The sequence below is a fragment of the Kluyvera ascorbata ATCC 33433 genome (genome assembly GCF_000735365.1).
GTDB classification, from domain to species: Bacteria; Pseudomonadota; Gammaproteobacteria; order Enterobacterales; family Enterobacteriaceae; genus Kluyvera; species Kluyvera ascorbata.
In genome coordinates, this window is record NZ_JMPL01000039.1 from 1 (window position 1) to 15,547 (window position 15,547).

Sequence of the window (15,547 nt, forward strand, 5' to 3'; positions counted from 1 at the left end):
CGGCTATATTCCTTACTATAGTGCTCTCCCCTTTGGAGAGAGCACGGGACTTAGGTTTTAATCCTGTGGATTATTTACCACGGGCTTCAATAACGGCCTGAGCAACGTTGTTCGGCGCATCGTCGTACTTCAGGAACTCCATGGAGTAAGAAGCACGGCCTTTGGTCAGTGAACGCAGCTGAGTTGCATAACCGAACATTTCGGACAGCGGAACTTCAGCGTGGATCACAACGCCAGTAACGTTGGATTCCTGACCTTTGAGCATACCACGACGGCGGCTCAAGTCACCGATAACGTCACCAGTGTTCTCTTCAGGAGTCTCTACTTCAACCTTCATGATAGGCTCAAGCAGAACTGGTTTCGCTTTCTTAAAGCCGTCTTTAAACGCCAGAGAAGCTGCCAGTTTAAACGCCAGTTCAGAGGAGTCAACGTCATGGTAAGAACCGAAGTGCAGACGAACACCCATGTCAACAACCGGGTAACCAGCCAGCGGGCCAGATTTCAGCTGTTCCTGGATACCTTTATCAACGGCAGGGATGTATTCGCCAGGGATTACACCACCCTTGATGTCGTTGATGAATTCGTAGCCTTTCGGGTTAGAACCCGGCTCCAGTGGGTACATGTCGATAACAACATGACCGTACTGACCGCGACCACCAGACTGCTTAGCGTGTTTACCTTCGATATCGGTAACTTTCGCGCGAATCGCTTCGCGGTAAGCAACCTGAGGTTTACCGACGTTCGCTTCAACGTTGAATTCACGTTTCATACGGTCAACGATGATGTCGAGGTGCAGCTCACCCATACCGGCGATAATGGTCTGGTTAGATTCTTCATCAGTCCATACGCGGAATGATGGGTCTTCTTTAGCCAGACGGCCCAGAGCCAGACCCATTTTTTCCTGGTCAGCTTTGGTTTTCGGTTCTACAGCGATGGAGATTACCGGTTCTGGGAATTCCATACGCTCCAGAATGATAGGCGCATCTGGGTCACACAGAGTGTCACCGGTAGTTACGTCTTTCAGACCGATTGCAGCAGCGATATCGCCCGCGCGAACTTCTTTGATCTCTTCACGTTTGTTAGCGTGCATCTGTACGATACGGCCGAAACGCTCACGTGCAGTTTTCACGGAGTTCAGTACGGTATCACCAGAGTTAACCACACCGGAATACACACGGAAGAAGGTCAGGTTACCAACAAACGGGTCGGTAGCAATTTTGAACGCCAGTGCAGAGAACGGCTCGTCGTCGCTTGCGTGACGTTCTGCCGGAGTGTCTTTACCGTCGTCCAGGATACCGTTGATCGCAGGTACGTCAACTGGGGATGGCAGGTAATCAATTACCGCATCCAGCATCGCCTGAACACCTTTGTTCTTGAACGCAGAACCACAGGTTACCAGGATAATTTCGTTGTTCAGAACGCGCTGACGCAGAGCCTTTTTGATCTCTTCTTCAGTCAGTTCTTCACCACCCAGGTATTTCTCCATCAGCTCTTCTGAAGCTTCTGCAGCGGACTCGATCAGGTTCTGGTGCCATTCGTCAGCCAGGTCCTGCATGTCTGCTGGGATATCTTCATAAGTGAAGGTAACGCCTGCGTCTTCTTCGTTCCAGTTGATGGCTTTCATTTTCACCAGGTCAACAACACCGGTGAAACCTTCTTCAGCACCAATTGCCAACTGCAGCGGAACAGGGTTCGCGCCCAGACGGGTTTTGATCTGACCAACAACTTTCAGGAAGTTCGCACCCATACGGTCCATTTTGTTAACGAACGCGATACGTGGAACTTTGTATTTGTTAGCCTGACGCCATACGGTTTCAGACTGTGGCTGAACACCACCAACTGCGCAGTAAACCATTACCGCACCGTCAAGAACACGCATGGAACGTTCTACTTCGATAGTGAAGTCAACGTGCCCCGGGGTGTCGATGATGTTTACGCGGTGCGGTTCATACTGCTTAGCCATACCAGACCAGAATGCAGTAGTCGCTGCGGAAGTGATGGTAATACCACGTTCCTGCTCCTGCTCCATCCAGTCCATGGTAGCGGCGCCGTCGTGAACTTCACCGATTTTGTGGTTTACACCGGTGTAGAACAGAATACGTTCGGTAGTAGTGGTTTTACCGGCGTCGATGTGCGCACTGATACCGATGTTACGGTAGCGTGCGATGGGTGTTGTACGAGCCATTTGATTCCTCGTTTATCTTTTTAGGCGTTCAGTTAAGTAACCCAAAGCGGGCAGCTTCGCTGAAGCGCCCGCCTGGTGACTAATACTCCGAAGGGATTACCAACGGTAGTGTGCGAACGCCTTGTTGGCTTCTGCCATACGGTGAACGTCTTCACGTTTCTTAACTGCAGTACCTTTGTTGTCTGCAGCGTCAGAAAGTTCGTTCGCCAGGCGCAGAGCCATGGATTTATCACCGCGTTTACGAGCAGCTTCTACGATCCAACGCATTGCCAGAGCATTACGACGGACCGGACGAACTTCAACTGGAACCTGATAAGTAGAACCACCTACGCGGCGGGACTTAACTTCGACAGTTGGGCGCACGTTTTCGAGCGCAACTTCGAATGCTTCCAGTTCATTTTTACCAGAACGCTGAGCCAGGGTCTCCAGCGCGCTGTATACGATTGATTCTGCAGTAGATTTTTTACCATCTACCATCAGGATGTTAACAAATTTAGCCAGCAGTTCTGATCCGAACTTAGGATCCGGCAGGATTTTACGCTGACCAATGACGCGACGACGTGGCATGGAAATACTCCGTTGTTAATTCAGGATTGTCCAAAACTCAAAGAGTTTGACATTAATATAAAACGTTTGGCCTTACTTAACGGAGAACCATTAAGCCTTAGGACGCTTCACGCCATACTTGGAGCGAGCTTGCTTACGGTCTTTAACGCCGGAGCAGTCAAGCGCACCACGAACGGTGTGGTAACGAACACCCGGAAGGTCTTTTACACGACCGCCACGGATCAGGATCACGGAGTGTTCCTGCAGGTTGTGACCTTCACCACCAATGTAGGAGGTAACTTCAAAACCGTTAGTCAAACGCACACGGCATACTTTACGCAGTGCGGAGTTTGGTTTCTTAGGAGTGGTGGTATATACACGGGTACATACACCACGTTTCTGCGGGCAGGCTTCCAGTGCAGGCACGTTGCTTTTTGCAACTTTGCGAGCACGTGGTTTGCGAACCAGCTGGTTAACTGTTGCCATTAAATAGCTCCTGGTTTTAGCTTTTGCTTCGTAAACACGTAATAAATCGCCTCATATAATATGAGGACGCGAAATTTTAGGGCTATGCCGAAAGGGTGTCAAGAAATATACAACGGCAAAGACGCTACCAGGCGATCTGAGCAGCGTGTTTTACCGTTAGCCTGACGAAGTCAGTATAGCTGACCATGATGACATCGCTCGAAATTTGAGCACAAAGACCGCGCGCTTGCACATCTTCATTCAACACGTGGATGGATATGGGGGCTGCGCGGAGAATTTCAAGGAAACGGCTGTTTTCCACCGCAGCTAACACGCCATCGGCGATCAGCAGCAGATCGTCGCCGTCATCCATCAAGCGGGTCATCCCGCTAATGTCGGCGTGCCAGGGAGAAGTGCGTAACGTATGCAGCATGAGGGCCTCAGAAGCGCAGGATCACATCGTAGTCGTTAAGGCGCTGGCGCAGCGCATCCGCTTCCAGCGGTTCAACGTCGGTGACAAACGTCGTCTCCACCGTCAGTCCACGTTCTCGCAGGGATGCCGCGCAGATCCAGCAGTTCTCAATATCGTAGAGCGAAAGCAGCTTGAAAGTGGCAATGTAGTCGCGAGCGAGAATAACCCCAGGCTGCTGCTGGCTGAGTACTTGAAACACGCCGTCACCCACAAAGAACACGCCGAGGTCTTCGCTCAGGGCTGATGTCGCTAGCAGCGCATCCAGCCCTTCCCTGCCGGCGCTACTGCCATGCGGGGCAGAGGAAAAAACAAAGGCAACTCGTTTCATCAGAACTGTACCATTCGATCGCAGGTTAGCGCGGCTTCGGCCAGCGAGCCTAATCCGCTCAGCGAAAAACCGGGCTGGAGATTAAACGTCGGCAGGCCAAGCTGCCGGGCCTCGGTTTCATCGGTAACGCCACGACGCAGCGCGGCGGCTACGCAGATATGCAACGCCACGCCATTTTCATCATGCAATGATTGCCAGGCGCGGACCAAATCGAATTCATCGCTGGCAGGAGAAGTCAGCTGATTCGCGTTATAGACCCCTTCCCGATAGAAAAATACGCAGGCTATCTCGTGACCTTCCGCCAGTGCAGCTTTGGCAAACTGTAGCGCGCTGCTCGCCTGCTGGGTGCCATAGGCGGGGCCGGTCACCATCAGGGCAAAACGCATTACTTATCTTGCCCCAGGAAATCACCGCTCTTGAACTGACGAATGTAGAGATAGACGGTGTGTTTGGAGATGTTCAGACGGTCGGCTACCTGGTTAATCGCATCCTTGATGTCAAAGATACCTTTCTCATAAAGATTGAGCACGATCTGGCGATTCTTGGCGTTATTGGAAACGTTGCGATCGGCATTCACCTCTTCGATGGTGAACTCCAGCGTCTGGGTGACCAGGTCCTCAACGGAGGACGCGAAGTTAACCGCAGAACCCACTTCCGGCGTTTCCGGCGGGATAAAGGTGTTCATTATCTGTGAGAACGGGACATCAAGGTTCATGTTGATGCACAGTAAGCCGATAACCCGGTGATCACGGTTACGGATTGCGATGGTAACGGACTTCATCAGTACGCCGCTTTTGGCGCGAGTAAAATAGCATTTGGAAACGCTGCTATCTGCCCCGGTCATATCATGCAGCATGCGGAGCGCGAGATCGGTAATCGGAGAACCGATTTTACGCCCGGTATGTTCGCCGTTCGCGATACGTATCGCCGAGCATTTTAAATCCTGAAGTGAATGCAACACGATTTCGCAGTGGGAACCAATGAGCATCGCCAACCCGTCCACAACCGCTTCGTAGGATTTTAGAATATCGAAGTCAGTTTGATCGAAAGGACGTTGATCCAGTAAATCAAGTTCACTGGTTTCGTTGGTTAAAAGCGACCTGGACATGAAAAAAAGCACTCCTTTTCAGGAGCCTGTCGTTATGTTGTCAGGGCAGGCTCATCACTATTAGGGGCATCTAAAGTAATACAGCGCATAAGGCGCTTTCCAGCATTAATTATATCCTGTAGATAATAAAAAGCCGCCGCCCATTGGGCGGCGGCTTTCGCTATCTTATTTTTTGCTGGCGTCGGCCGCTTTGTCAGCCGGTGCAGCGTCTGGCTGCGCATCGGCTTTCGGTGCCGGTTTGATGTCTAACAGTTCAACATCGAACACCAGGGTGGAGTTAGCCGGGATACCCGGAACGCCGGTTTTGCCGTAAGCCAGATCCGGTGGGATAACCAGCTGGATTTTACCGCCCTTCTTGATGTTTTTCAGACCTTCAGTCCAGCCCGGGATAACGCCGTCCAGACGGAAGGAGAGAGGTTCACCACGGGTGTAAGAGTTATCGAACTCTTTACCGTCGGTCAGTGTACCTTTGTAGTTAACGACAACGGTGTCGCTGTCTTTCGGCGCGTCACCGGTACCTTCTTTCTCTACTTTGTACAGCAGGCCAGATTTAGCGGTTTTCACGCCCTTCTCTTTGGCGAACTTGTCGCGGAAAGCCTTACCTTTTGCTTCGTTATCAGCGGCGTCTTTTTCCATCTTCGCCTGAGCGGAGGTCTTCACGCGAGTTTCAAACGCCTGCAGAGTTTGTTCGATCTCTTGATCGGACAGCTTGCTCTTATCAGCAAACGCATCCTGAACACCGGCGATCAGCTGGTCTTTATCCAGCTTGATACCCAGTTTTTCCTGTTCTTTCAGAGAGTTTTCCATGTAACGACCCAGCGATGCGCCCAGCGCATAGGCAGATTTCTGGTCGTCATTTTTGAATGCAGCTTTGCTGCCTGCTGCCGGAGCCGCTTTCGCATCAGCTGCTGGTGCAGCTTTAGCAGCCGCGTCAGCTGCGAAGGTCAGAGGAGCATTCAGTGCAACGGCCATTGTGGTTGCCAGAAGCGTTACTTTAAACAGTGATTTCATCCATCTCTCCAGGGCCGGGGCCTCTCGCCCCAATGTTAACTAAATGAGAAGCGTACTATAGAACGTTGTAGAGGAAATCTACATATGAACGCTTCTCATATCGACTCTTTTCAGACTCTTTTTGTTTAAATTAGTTTCCAGCCTCATTAAAGAGGGGCTGCACGGCTGAGCAAAGTTGCGTAGAATCCGCGGCGATTGCGGTGATAACAGTAGAGAGGACATCATGCAAGAAACGACTATCGAAGCGCGTCTGGCAGAGCTTGAGAGCCGTCTGGCCTTTCAGGAGATCACCATCGATGACCTTAACATGACGGTCACAGCTCATGAAATGGAGATGGCAAAGCTTCGCGAACATCTGCGACTGCTGACGGAAAAACTCAAGGCCAGTCAGCCGTCAAATATGGCATCTCAGTCAGAAGAGACGCCACCACCTCACTATTGAGGCGTAAAAAAAGCGGGTTTCCCCGCTTTTTTTGTATCCATCGTTCTACAGAACGAGAGGGATTAGTGGCAACCGCAGCCGCCGTGGCCTTTACCGCCACCGCCGCAGCAGCCTTCGCCGCCGTGGTCGTGACCGTGGTCATGGCCGTGACCGCCGCAGCAACCGTCGTGGTCGTGGTCATGATCGTGGTCGTGACCGTTCGCACCGTGAACGTGGCCGTGAGCCAGTTCTTCTTCGGTTGCTTCGCGGATAGCAACAACTTCAACGTTGAACTTCAGGTTCTGGCCAGCCAGCATGTGGTTGCCGTCAACCACAACGTGGTCGTCTTCAACTTCGGTGATTTCAACCGGTACTGGACCCTGGTCGGTTTCAGCCAGGAAGCGCATGCCAACCTGCAGTTCGTCAACGCCCATGAAGACGTCTTTAGGAACGCGCTGCACCAGGTTTTCGTCGTACTGACCGTAAGCGTCGTTAGCTTGAACAGCAACGTCGAATTTATCACCAACTTCGTGACCGTCCAGCGCGTTTTCCAGGCCGGAGATCAGGGAACCGTGACCATGCAGGTAGTCAAGCGGTGCACTTACCGGAGACTCATCAACCAATACACCGTCTTCTGTACGTACCTGATAGGCCAGGCTGACCACCAGGTCTTTTGCTACTTTCATGATATCTCCTGAGCATGGGAATATTTTAGTGGCGCAGATTGTAGCGGAATTCTACACCCGTGTACCCATAAGCTTAAAAAAAGACAGCACGGATCGCTACTCCGGATGAAAAATACCGATCACTTGTTCCTCTTTGCGAACGTGTTCGCGGGCTTCTTTATCCGCTTCTCGCATCTGGTGCCCGCACTTAACGCACTCAACCACATCGATATTATTCTCGCGCCACATCGCCATAGAGTCTTGCGCCTGACACGACGGGCATTTCGCGCCCGCGATAAAACGTTTACGTACCGCCATACTCACCTTCTATTCAAATTCGTCCCAGCCGTCCAGCTGCCGCCGCTCTTGTTGCATTTCGCGCTGGAAGATCTCCTCCAGCTCTCGCCGCGCTTCCCGCACGCGAGAAATTTGTTGGGTATCGCTATGTACCGGCATCAGTTCACGCAGCATACGCATATCCAGACGCTTGAAGTGCAGCTGTGCGCGTTGCGCCTGATGCGGGTGCATACCGGTGGAGATAAGCGCTTTTCGCCCCAGTTCCAGCGCACTGGAAAAAGTCTCACGGGAAAACTGTACCACGCCCGCCTGCAGCAGTTCGTGCGCCTCCACACGTCCTCGCGCACGAGCCATAATCTTCAGGTGCGGGAAGTTCTGCTGGCAGATTTCCACCAGCTTCATGGTGTCTTCCGGCTCGTTACAGGTAATCACTATCGACTGCGCCTGCTCAGCGCCTGCCGAACGTAACAGTTCAACCTGGGTTGCATCGCCGTAATAAACCTTATAGCCGTATTTACGCATCAGGTTGACCGCGCTGATGTCGCGTTCCAGCACCGTGATCCGCAACTTGTTGGCCATCAGCAGGCGACCAATCACCTGTCCGAAGCGCCCAAAGCCCACCACAATCACCTGCGGCTTATCGTCGTCCACCCACGGTGCTTCGTCTTCTTCTTCCGGCCCGTTAAAGCGGCGCGACAGCGTAAGATCCACAAGCTTCATCAGCAGCGGCGTGGTCATCATCGACAGCGTCACCACCACCAGCAGCAGCGACATCTGGTCGCCCTTAAAGACTTTAAATGACGAGGCCGCCGAGAAGAGCACAAAGGCAAACTCACCGCCCTGGCTCAGCACGCCGGCAAACTGCATCCGCTCCGAACTGCGCATACCGTGAAGGTGCGCCAGCAGGTACAGCACCAGCGTTTTCACCGCCACCAGCAGTACCACACTGCCAATCACTACCAGCAGATGGGTGTAGAGCACGCCGAGGTTGAGCGACATCCCCACCGAGATAAAAAACAGCCCCAGCAACAGCCCTTTAAACGGCTCGATAGCAATTTCCAGCTCGTGGCGATATTCACTTTCGGCCAGCAGTACGCCCGCAATGAAAGTGCCCAGCGCCATCGAGAGACCCAGCGCGTCCATAAACAGCGCCGACCCCAGCACCAGTAGCAGCGTCGCGGCAGTAAACACTTCGCGCACGCCTGAGCTGGCAATAAAACGAAATACCGGGCGCAGAAGGTAACGCCCGCCAATCAGCATTCCGCCAAAGGCCAATACTTTCAGGCCAACGGTTTGCCAATCAAAATGTTCATCGCCCGCACCGGCCAGCAGCGGAACCAGCGCTAACGCGGGAATGACCGCCAGATCCTGGAATAACAGTACCGAGAAGCCTAGCTGCCCGGATTCGCTGCGGTTCATCCCCTTCTCACGCATCAGCTGTAGCGCCATCGCCGTCGATGACATCGCAAGGCCAATCCCGCCAATCACCGCCGCCTGCCAGGAGAAGTGAGTCAACATCAACAGCCCGCCGAGAATCGCCGCGCTGAAAATCACCTGCGCCGCGCCAATGCCGAAGATAGGGCGTCGTAGCTGCCACAGCTTGGCCGGATTCAGCTCCAGGCCGATGATAAACATCAGGAACACCACGCCCAGCTCGGAGAAGTGGAGAATTTCATCCACGTCGCTGATAAACCCAAGTCCCCACGGACCGATGGCGATACCCGCTAACAGATAGCCTAATACCGCACCGATACCCAGCCGCGCTGCCAGTGGCACCGCGGCCACCGCCGCGAAGAGAAACAGCACTCCGGCCAGTAATAAATCAGAACCTTCCATCATCGCCCCCCTGCCGTTATAGGCGCTGCCAGCCAGTCGGCATAGGCTTTCGCGTGGCTTGCTAGTTCATCGGGCGGCTGACGCCGCGCCCAGTAGATGATGATTGGGCTCAGCCAGTGCATATGGCACATGGCAGCCGTCAGTTCGAACGGGCGCAGAATATCGCTCATCGGGTAGCGATTGAGCCCGTCGTGGCGATAGGCGCTTTCCGGTTCCCCGGTCGTAATCACGCTACGCCAGTACTTACCCGCCAACTGGTTTCCGCCAATGCCGCTGGCAAAACCGCGACTTAACACGCGATCCAGCCACTCCTTGAGCAAAGCCGGGCAGCTATAGGTATAAAGAGGATGTTGGAACACGATGACATCGTGCTCGCGCAGCAGCGCCTGCTCGCGAGGAATATCAATAAAGAAATCAGGATAGTGCGCGTAGAGATCGTGCACGGTTACGTTGCTTAACTGCGAAGCCGGTTTAAGCAAAACCCGGTTAGCCACCGAGTCCTGTGATTCCGGATGGGCATAGACAAGCAGGACTTTCGCCGTCTGTGACATCATTCCCCTCCCGGGCGTCAATCACATCCTCTTTCTGGTAGCGGGACGCAACCTGAATGATTTTGTGTATAGTCATCGTTTTGGGCTACCATTGCGGCCCGGTCTAGCGATTCGCTTACCACACTACATTACCACAATGACAATTTAACATATTCAGAACATACGGCGCCTTATGATTGTTTTCTCCTCGTTACAAATTCGTCGCGGCGTGCGTGTCCTGCTGGATAACGCATCGGCCACCATCAACCCAGGGCAGAAAGTCGGCCTGGTGGGCAAAAACGGCTGCGGCAAATCCACGCTGCTCGCGCTGCTGAAAAACGAGATAAGCGCCGATGGCGGCAACTTTACCTATCCGAGCAGCTGGCAACTGGCATGGGTAAACCAGGAAACCCCTGCGCTGCCTCAGCCTGCTCTGGACTATGTCATTGACGGTGACCGTGAATACCGCCAGCTTGAAGCCCAACTGAACGATGCCAACGAACGCGATGATGGCCATGCCATCGCCACCGTTCATGGCAAGCTGGACGCGATTGACGCGTGGACTATCCGCTCTCGCGCCTCCAGCCTGCTGCACGGTCTGGGCTTCAGCAATGAACAGCTCGACCGCCCGGTCAGCGACTTTTCGGGCGGCTGGCGTATGCGCCTTAACCTCGCGCAGGCGCTGATTTGCCGCTCCGACCTGCTGCTGCTCGATGAACCGACCAACCACCTCGATCTTGATGCGGTGATTTGGCTGGAGAGATGGCTGAAGAGCTACCAGGGCACGCTGATTCTGATTTCCCACGACCGCGACTTCCTCGACCCGGTGGTCGACAAAATTATTCATATCGAACAGGAAACTATGTTCGAGTACACCGGCAACTACAGCTCGTTTGAGGTGCAGCGCGCCACCCGCCTGGCTCAACAGCAGGCGATGTACGAAAGCCAGCAGGAGCGCGTGGCGCATCTGCAAAGCTATATCGACCGTTTCCGTGCAAAGGCTACCAAGGCCAAGCAGGCACAGAGCCGTATCAAGATGCTTGAGCGTATGGAGCTAATTGCCCCGGCCCACGTCGATAACCCGTTCCACTTCAGCTTCCGCGCGCCGGAAAGCCTGCCGAACCCATTGCTGAAAATGGAAAAGGTCAGCGCGGGTTACGGCGATCGCACGATCCTCGAGTCGATCAAACTGAACCTGGTGCCGGGCTCGCGTATCGGCCTGCTGGGTCGCAACGGTGCGGGTAAATCGACGCTGATTAAACTGCTGGCGGGCGAACTTGAGCCGCTGCACGGTGAAATCGGCCTCGCCAAAGGCATTAAGCTGGGCTACTTCGCTCAGCATCAACTGGAATTCCTGCGCGCGGACGAATCGCCGTTGCAGCATCTGGCGCGCATGGCGCCGCAGGAGTTAGAGCAAAAGCTGCGTGACTACCTGGGCGGCTTCGGCTTCCAGGGCGATAAAGTCACCGAGCAAACCGCTCGCTTCTCTGGCGGCGAGAAGGCCCGCCTGGTGCTGGCGCTAATCGTCTGGCAGCGTCCGAACCTGCTGCTGCTCGATGAACCGACTAACCACCTTGACCTCGACATGCGTCAGGCGCTGACCGAAGCCTTAATCGATTTCGAAGGCGCGCTGGTTGTGGTCTCGCACGACCGTCACCTGATTCGCTCCACCACCGACGATCTCTATCTGGTGCACGACAAAAAAGTCGAGCCGTTCGATGGCGATCTGGAAGATTATCAGCAGTGGCTAAGCGACGTGCAGAAGCTGGAAAACCAGGCCGACGACACGCCGAAAGAGAACAACGCCAATAGCGCGCAGTCGCGTAAAGACCAGAAGCGCCGCGAAGCGGAACTGCGCACCCTGACGCAGCCGCTGCGTAAAGAGATTACCCGTCTGGAAAAAGAGATGGAGAAGCTCAATGCACAGCTGGCGCAGGCGGAAGAGAAGCTCGGCGACAGCAGCCTGTATGAACCAGGCCGTAAAGCCGAAATGACCGAATGCTTACAGCTTCAGGCCAGCGCTAAATCCGGGCTGGAAGAGTGCGAAATGGCGTGGCTCGAGGCGCAGGAGCAGCTTGAGCAGATGATGCAAAACGACTAAGCCACGGGAGCGGGCGATGAACCTGTCAATCACCGACGATATTACCTTCCGCAAGCTGACCATCTTCATGACCTTTATGGAGAAGGGCAACATCGCCCGCACCGCTGAGGCGCTGAATATCAGCGGCGTCAGCGTACACCGGGCGCTGCACACGCTGGAAGAGAACGTTCGTTGTCCGCTGTTCGTCCACAAAGGGCGTAATCTTATCGCCCAACCCGCTGCATGGACGCTGCTGGAGTACTGCCAGGAAGTCACCCAACTGATGGAGCGCGGTCTGGAAGAAACGCGCAAAACGGCAGGCGTAGGCCAGGGTCGGTTACGCGTTGGAACTCTTTACTCGCTGACGCTGGAGACGGTGCCGCACCTGATTATGGGCATGAAACTGCGTCGCCCGGACCTGGAACTGGATCTCACCATGGGTTCCAACGAAGCGCTGCTGAAGATGCTGGAAGACGGCGTGCTGGACGCGATCCTCATCTCCATTTCTGAAAGTGAAATCGACCGCAACAGCCTCGAAGTACTCCCCCTGTTCCACGACGATATCTACCTCGCCGCACCGATGACCGCTACGCTTGACGCCACCCTTAAGGCGGATCTGCGCCACTATCGCAATGAGAAATTTGTGTCGCTGGCGGAAGGGTTTGCGACCTACGCGGGTTTCCAGGAAGCGTTTCATATTGCGGGGTTCGAGCCTGAAATCGTCACCCGCGTAAACGACATTTTCTCGATGCTCAGTCTGGTACAGGCTGGGGTTGGCTTCTGTTTGATGCCCGGACGAATGAAGAAGATGTATGAGAATACCGTGAAGCTGCAAAAGCTCGCTGAGCCCTATCAGATGCAGCAGCTTATCGCGATTGTGTTTGCCCGTAACCGCGAGCGCGACCCAAGCCTGCTGGCACTGGCCGCCGAAGGGCGCATGTATGCCAGAACGCTGAACCAGAATGCCTGATTGCCGGATGGCGACGCTACGCGTCTTATCCGGCCTACATCAGGTGCGAGTTGTAGGCCCGATAAGCGCAGCGCCATCGGGCAATCACATCACGCACGAAGGCGTCTCGCCAGGTGCACGGCAACCTCCACGCCGCTGCGCTCAAGAGAGATAGATTCCCCTTCCCACGCCGCCTGACGCGTTAAGCAGGTCAGTATGCCACCGGGCGGCATTTCAATCGCCAGCCGTGCTTCACGTTCGTTGGCGGAGATAACCGCCTCCTGCCAGCGCACCGTGCGTGCCATATTCATCGCCAGATCGTCAGCAATACGTTCCGGCTGCCACAGCACGCGACCGGTGCTGCCGCTCAGGTAGGCGAAGCGCGGGCGGGAAAGCGTCACATGGCTGAACGCCTCAACCAGCTTGTGCGCGGGCTCGGCCAACAGTTCACAATGCGACGGCACGCTCACCGCCAGGCGAGGCGCCTTACTGGCCCCTTTGGCCATCGCGCGTTTCGCCACGTCGGCCATCGCTTCATCAGGACCGGCAATCACAATCTGCGTCTCAGCGTTCAGGTTAGCGATATAGGTGCCGCTGCCTTCTACCAGGCTTTCCACCTGACTCAGCGTCAGCCCCATAATCGCCGTCAGGCCGTAGCCATGCGGATAGGCCTGCTCCATTAAGTCACCTCGCAGCGCCACCAGCGTCAGCGCGTCGGCGAAGTCGAGCGCACCGGCAACTACCGCCGCCGGGTACGCGCCAATGGAGAGTCCACTGACGATATCAGGCGCTACACCACGACGCTCTAGCTCGCGCGCCCATGCAACGCCAGCAATCAGCAGAGACAGTTGAACGGCTCGGGTATGTTTGAGCGCCTCAGGGGTATCCAGCGTATCAACCTCAGCGCCAAGCGCCTCACGCGCCTGGGCCAGTTCCGTCCCCGGAAGGTTTTGCAGCATTCCTGCGTGCTGCGTTCCCTGCCCCGGGAAGGTAAACAGAATTTTCATCACTCCTCCCTGCCCCACGGGTCGCGAACCAACTGCGGCCCCTGCGAGGTTTTTAATAGTGCTTTTCCATCGCGCAGCCATTCATTGAGGGCAAAGCCGCCGCGCGGCGTGTCCACTTGGGTATCCGCCCGGCAAAGTCCGGCCGTTAGCTGCTGCTGCCACGTTTCCAGCGCTTCACGGGAGAGCGGCTGCGGCGCGCGGATCAACAGATCCAGATCGCTTGCCGCATGGATAACCGGGATCCCGGTCGCCAGCGCATAGCCGGTACTGCCGGTAATGCCCCACGTCCACGGCCATGCCTGCTGCGCCAATAACAAAGCCACCTGGACCGGTGGCTGAGAGATAAAGGGCGAGCGCAGCAGCGACAGCGGGTCCACCAGCGATTCCGGCGAGCAGACGCGAACGACCGCCTCTGCTTTCACCCAACCGGCGGCGCGCTGGTCGCGCTTCATCCCGCGGACGCCCACGGGAATACGCCCCTGCGCATCAACATCACGCCGCACCACTACCGGCAGGCCGCTATGCCAGACGGTATCCACCCAGGATTCCGTGACATCTTCAAGCGCGTCGCGCGCATTCAGCCAGATAAGGTCGTGTGGACGTAATGTTGTGCTCATGATTTAGATTCCTGAAGTCAGCGAGATAAACAGCGGCAGCGACAGGATACACAGTACGGAGCTCAACAGCAGCACGGCTTCTGCATCCGGCGACTGCACGCCAAAGCGGTTACCGAATACCACGCCGAAGAAGCCTGCAGACAGCGCAATCATCAGGATAGCGGTAATCGCCACGGAACCATGCAGGCCAAAAATAAGCACGATGCCCCAGGCAATGGCAGGTTGAATCAGCAGCTTAGCGATGGTGGAGGTAATCACCACGGTGTTGATCTGCAGTTTACGCGCAGAGAGGATAACACCGGTCAGGAACAGCGCAGCGGCGGTCGCAGACAGGCCCAGCGGTTTAATGGCCGCCAGCACCAGCTCCGGCATTTTGATGCCAATCGCGGAGAGGATAACCCCCAGCAGCGGGCCCATCACGATAGGTTTTTTAATTGAACGCCACATCAGTACTGGCAGCATAGACAGCGTAGAGCCGGAGTTACCGCCTTCGGCACGCGCTTTTTCACGTTCCAGAATCAGCAGGCAGAACGGCGTCATCAGCACAGAACCACAGGCGATGGAAACGGCAACGGAAAGCGAAGTCGACGAGGTTTCACCCAGCACGCTCCCCAGAATCGGCAGGCCCAGCGCAGCGTAGTTTGGCAGCGCCACGGTCAGGGTCAGCACGGCGGCATCCTGCGGTGATTTGTTGAACAACTTGGTCGCCATAAAGTAGATAGCGGCGTAGGTGATCCACATCGCCAGCGTCAGTACCAGAATCAACGGCGACTGAGCAACAATACCGGCCCATGGGGTTTGTACCGTCGCGCTAAACAGCGCAGCGGGTAAAGCAAAGTCCATGACGAAGATGTTAAGCAGGGAGACGTTTTTATTGTCGACCATTTTGGCCTTACCGGCCCAGAATCCCAGCAGCATGATGACGAAAATCGGAGCAAGAGCATGAACAATTACGTAAGTCATATTTCACCTGTAATGAAAAAAAGTTAGCACTGGCGCGATGATTATTATTTTTCAGATGCAAGTGCCC

The 15,547-nt window shown here is 55.1% G+C and carries 18 protein-coding genes; 3 read left to right on the forward strand and 15 right to left on the reverse strand.

What is annotated here, in order from left to right; translation table 11 throughout:
- Positions 1–70: 70 nt before the first annotated feature.
- The 8 genes from fusA to fkpA all read right to left on the reverse strand — a co-directional run bounded on the left by fusA (position 71) and on the right by fkpA (position 6,115).
- Complete coding sequence (fusA, locus tag GKAS_RS11345) at positions 71–2,185, reverse strand: elongation factor G (RefSeq protein ID WP_035894362.1); 2,115 nt, start codon at positions 2,183–2,185, stop codon at positions 71–73.
- 96 nt (positions 2,186–2,281) lie between these two features.
- Positions 2,282–2,752 (reverse strand): 30S ribosomal protein S7, encoded by a 471-nt coding sequence (gene rpsG, locus GKAS_RS11350; RefSeq protein WP_035894363.1) that lies wholly within the window; start codon positions 2,750–2,752, stop codon positions 2,282–2,284.
- A 90-nt stretch (positions 2,753–2,842) separates the two neighbouring features.
- The gene (gene rpsL, locus GKAS_RS11355) at positions 2,843–3,217 is read right to left on the reverse strand and encodes a 30S ribosomal protein S12 (protein WP_000246815.1); all 375 of its coding nucleotides are present in this window, start codon (positions 3,215–3,217) and stop codon (positions 2,843–2,845) included.
- Between the two features lie 124 nt (positions 3,218–3,341).
- Positions 3,342–3,629: a sulfurtransferase complex subunit TusB gene (gene tusB / locus GKAS_RS11360; RefSeq protein ID WP_035894364.1), complete on the reverse strand. Its 288-nt coding sequence runs from the start codon at positions 3,627–3,629 to the stop codon at positions 3,342–3,344.
- Between the two features lie 7 nt (positions 3,630–3,636).
- Positions 3,637–3,996: a sulfurtransferase complex subunit TusC gene (gene tusC / locus GKAS_RS11365; protein ID WP_035894365.1), complete on the reverse strand. Its 360-nt coding sequence runs from the start codon at positions 3,994–3,996 to the stop codon at positions 3,637–3,639.
- Positions 3,996–4,382 (reverse strand): sulfurtransferase complex subunit TusD, encoded by a 387-nt coding sequence (gene tusD / locus GKAS_RS11370; protein ID WP_035894366.1) that lies wholly within the window; start codon positions 4,380–4,382, stop codon positions 3,996–3,998. Before tusD ends, tusC begins: the two co-directional genes overlap by 1 nt.
- On the reverse strand, positions 4,382–5,104 hold the full coding sequence (locus tag GKAS_RS11375) for a helix-turn-helix transcriptional regulator (protein ID WP_035894367.1): 723 nt from the start codon (positions 5,102–5,104) through the stop codon (positions 4,382–4,384). The genes tusD and GKAS_RS11375 overlap by 1 nt, the downstream gene beginning before the upstream one ends.
- A 165-nt stretch (positions 5,105–5,269) precedes the next feature.
- Complete coding sequence (fkpA, locus tag GKAS_RS11380; protein ID WP_035894368.1) at positions 5,270–6,115, reverse strand: FKBP-type peptidyl-prolyl cis-trans isomerase; 846 nt, start codon at positions 6,113–6,115, stop codon at positions 5,270–5,272.
- 223 nt (positions 6,116–6,338) lie between these two features.
- Between fkpA and GKAS_RS11385 the strand changes: the two genes are divergently transcribed.
- Complete coding sequence (locus tag GKAS_RS11385) at positions 6,339–6,557, forward strand: protein SlyX (RefSeq protein WP_035894369.1); 219 nt, start codon at positions 6,339–6,341, stop codon at positions 6,555–6,557.
- Between the two features lie 62 nt (positions 6,558–6,619).
- Here the strand turns inward: GKAS_RS11385 and slyD are convergent, their stop codons facing one another.
- The 4 genes from slyD to kefG all read right to left on the reverse strand — a co-directional run bounded on the left by slyD (position 6,620) and on the right by kefG (position 9,885).
- Positions 6,620–7,222 carry a peptidylprolyl isomerase gene (gene slyD, locus GKAS_RS11390; RefSeq protein WP_035894370.1) on the reverse strand — a complete coding sequence of 201 codons (603 nt, stop codon included), beginning with the start codon at positions 7,220–7,222 and terminating at the stop codon, positions 6,620–6,622.
- 96 nt (positions 7,223–7,318) lie between these two features.
- A complete protein-coding gene (locus tag GKAS_RS11395) occupies positions 7,319–7,519 on the reverse strand; it encodes a YheV family putative zinc ribbon protein (RefSeq protein ID WP_035894371.1) in 201 nt (66 codons plus the stop codon).
- Positions 7,520–7,528: 9 nt separating this feature from the next.
- Entirely contained in the window at positions 7,529–9,334 is a 1,806-nt protein-coding gene (gene kefB / locus GKAS_RS11400) for a glutathione-regulated potassium-efflux system protein KefB (protein ID WP_035894372.1), read from the reverse strand.
- On the reverse strand, positions 9,334–9,885 hold the full coding sequence (gene kefG, locus GKAS_RS11405; protein WP_035894373.1) for a glutathione-regulated potassium-efflux system ancillary protein KefG: 552 nt from the start codon (positions 9,883–9,885) through the stop codon (positions 9,334–9,336). The genes kefB and kefG overlap by 1 nt, the downstream gene beginning before the upstream one ends.
- A 172-nt stretch (positions 9,886–10,057) precedes the next feature.
- Here kefG and GKAS_RS11410 point away from each other — a divergent pair, with 172 nt between their 5' ends.
- Together GKAS_RS11410 and GKAS_RS11415 are read left to right on the forward strand one after the other, a co-directional pair.
- Positions 10,058–11,965, forward strand: a complete 1,908-nt coding sequence (locus GKAS_RS11410) for an ABC transporter ATP-binding protein (protein WP_035894374.1) — start codon at positions 10,058–10,060, stop codon at positions 11,963–11,965.
- A 16-nt stretch (positions 11,966–11,981) separates the two neighbouring features.
- Complete coding sequence (locus GKAS_RS11415; protein WP_035894375.1) at positions 11,982–12,914, forward strand: LysR family transcriptional regulator; 933 nt, start codon at positions 11,982–11,984, stop codon at positions 12,912–12,914.
- Between the two features lie 89 nt (positions 12,915–13,003).
- On the opposite strand, the gene mdcH is transcribed toward GKAS_RS11415, so the two are convergent.
- From mdcH to GKAS_RS11430, 3 genes are read right to left on the reverse strand one after another with little or no spacing between them, the layout of a single operon-like run.
- Positions 13,004–13,900, reverse strand: a complete 897-nt coding sequence (gene mdcH, locus GKAS_RS11420) for a malonate decarboxylase subunit epsilon (protein WP_035894377.1) — start codon at positions 13,898–13,900, stop codon at positions 13,004–13,006.
- A complete protein-coding gene (locus GKAS_RS11425) occupies positions 13,900–14,517 on the reverse strand; it encodes a malonate decarboxylase holo-ACP synthase (protein WP_035894378.1) in 618 nt (205 codons plus the stop codon). Before GKAS_RS11425 ends, mdcH begins: the two co-directional genes overlap by 1 nt.
- Positions 14,518–14,520: 3 nt before the next feature.
- Positions 14,521–15,480 (reverse strand): AEC family transporter, encoded by a 960-nt coding sequence (locus GKAS_RS11430; RefSeq protein WP_035894379.1) that lies wholly within the window; start codon positions 15,478–15,480, stop codon positions 14,521–14,523.
- Between the last annotated feature and the right edge of the window lie 67 nt (positions 15,481–15,547).

Excerpts from the sequence above, each read along its gene's own strand:
- tusD (WP_035894366.1), bottom strand. The coding sequence starts at position 4,382 with ATGCGTTTTGCCCTGATGGTGACCGGCCCCGCCTATGGCACCCAGCAG.
- GKAS_RS11385 (WP_035894369.1), top strand. The coding sequence starts at position 6,339 with ATGCAAGAAACGACTATCGAAGCGCGTCTGGCAGAGCTTGAGAGCCGT.
- kefG (WP_035894373.1), bottom strand. The coding sequence starts at position 9,885 with ATGTCACAGACGGCGAAAGTCCTGCTTGTCTATGCCCATCCGGAATCA.
- fusA (WP_035894362.1), bottom strand. The coding sequence starts at position 2,185 with ATGGCTCGTACAACACCCATCGCACGCTACCGTAACATCGGTATCAGT.
- GKAS_RS11375 (WP_035894367.1), bottom strand. The coding sequence starts at position 5,104 with ATGTCCAGGTCGCTTTTAACCAACGAAACCAGTGAACTTGATTTACTG.
- kefB (WP_035894372.1), bottom strand. The coding sequence starts at position 9,334 with ATGGAAGGTTCTGATTTATTACTGGCCGGAGTGCTGTTTCTCTTCGCG.
- fkpA (WP_035894368.1), bottom strand. The coding sequence starts at position 6,115 with ATGAAATCACTGTTTAAAGTAACGCTTCTGGCAACCACAATGGCCGTT.
- GKAS_RS11415 (WP_035894375.1), top strand. The coding sequence starts at position 11,982 with ATGAACCTGTCAATCACCGACGATATTACCTTCCGCAAGCTGACCATC.
- GKAS_RS11395 (WP_035894371.1), bottom strand. The coding sequence starts at position 7,519 with ATGGCGGTACGTAAACGTTTTATCGCGGGCGCGAAATGCCCGTCGTGT.
- GKAS_RS11425 (WP_035894378.1), bottom strand. The coding sequence starts at position 14,517 with ATGAGCACAACATTACGTCCACACGACCTTATCTGGCTGAATGCGCGC.
- GKAS_RS11430 (WP_035894379.1), bottom strand. The coding sequence starts at position 15,480 with ATGACTTACGTAATTGTTCATGCTCTTGCTCCGATTTTCGTCATCATG.
- mdcH (WP_035894377.1), bottom strand. The coding sequence starts at position 13,900 with ATGAAAATTCTGTTTACCTTCCCGGGGCAGGGAACGCAGCACGCAGGA.
- rpsG (WP_035894363.1), bottom strand. The coding sequence starts at position 2,752 with ATGCCACGTCGTCGCGTCATTGGTCAGCGTAAAATCCTGCCGGATCCT.
- rpsL (WP_000246815.1), bottom strand. The coding sequence starts at position 3,217 with ATGGCAACAGTTAACCAGCTGGTTCGCAAACCACGTGCTCGCAAAGTT.
- slyD (WP_035894370.1), bottom strand. The coding sequence starts at position 7,222 with ATGAAAGTAGCAAAAGACCTGGTGGTCAGCCTGGCCTATCAGGTACGT.
- tusB (WP_035894364.1), bottom strand. The coding sequence starts at position 3,629 with ATGCTGCATACGTTACGCACTTCTCCCTGGCACGCCGACATTAGCGGG.
- GKAS_RS11410 (WP_035894374.1), top strand. The coding sequence starts at position 10,058 with ATGATTGTTTTCTCCTCGTTACAAATTCGTCGCGGCGTGCGTGTCCTG.
- tusC (WP_035894365.1), bottom strand. The coding sequence starts at position 3,996 with ATGAAACGAGTTGCCTTTGTTTTTTCCTCTGCCCCGCATGGCAGTAGC.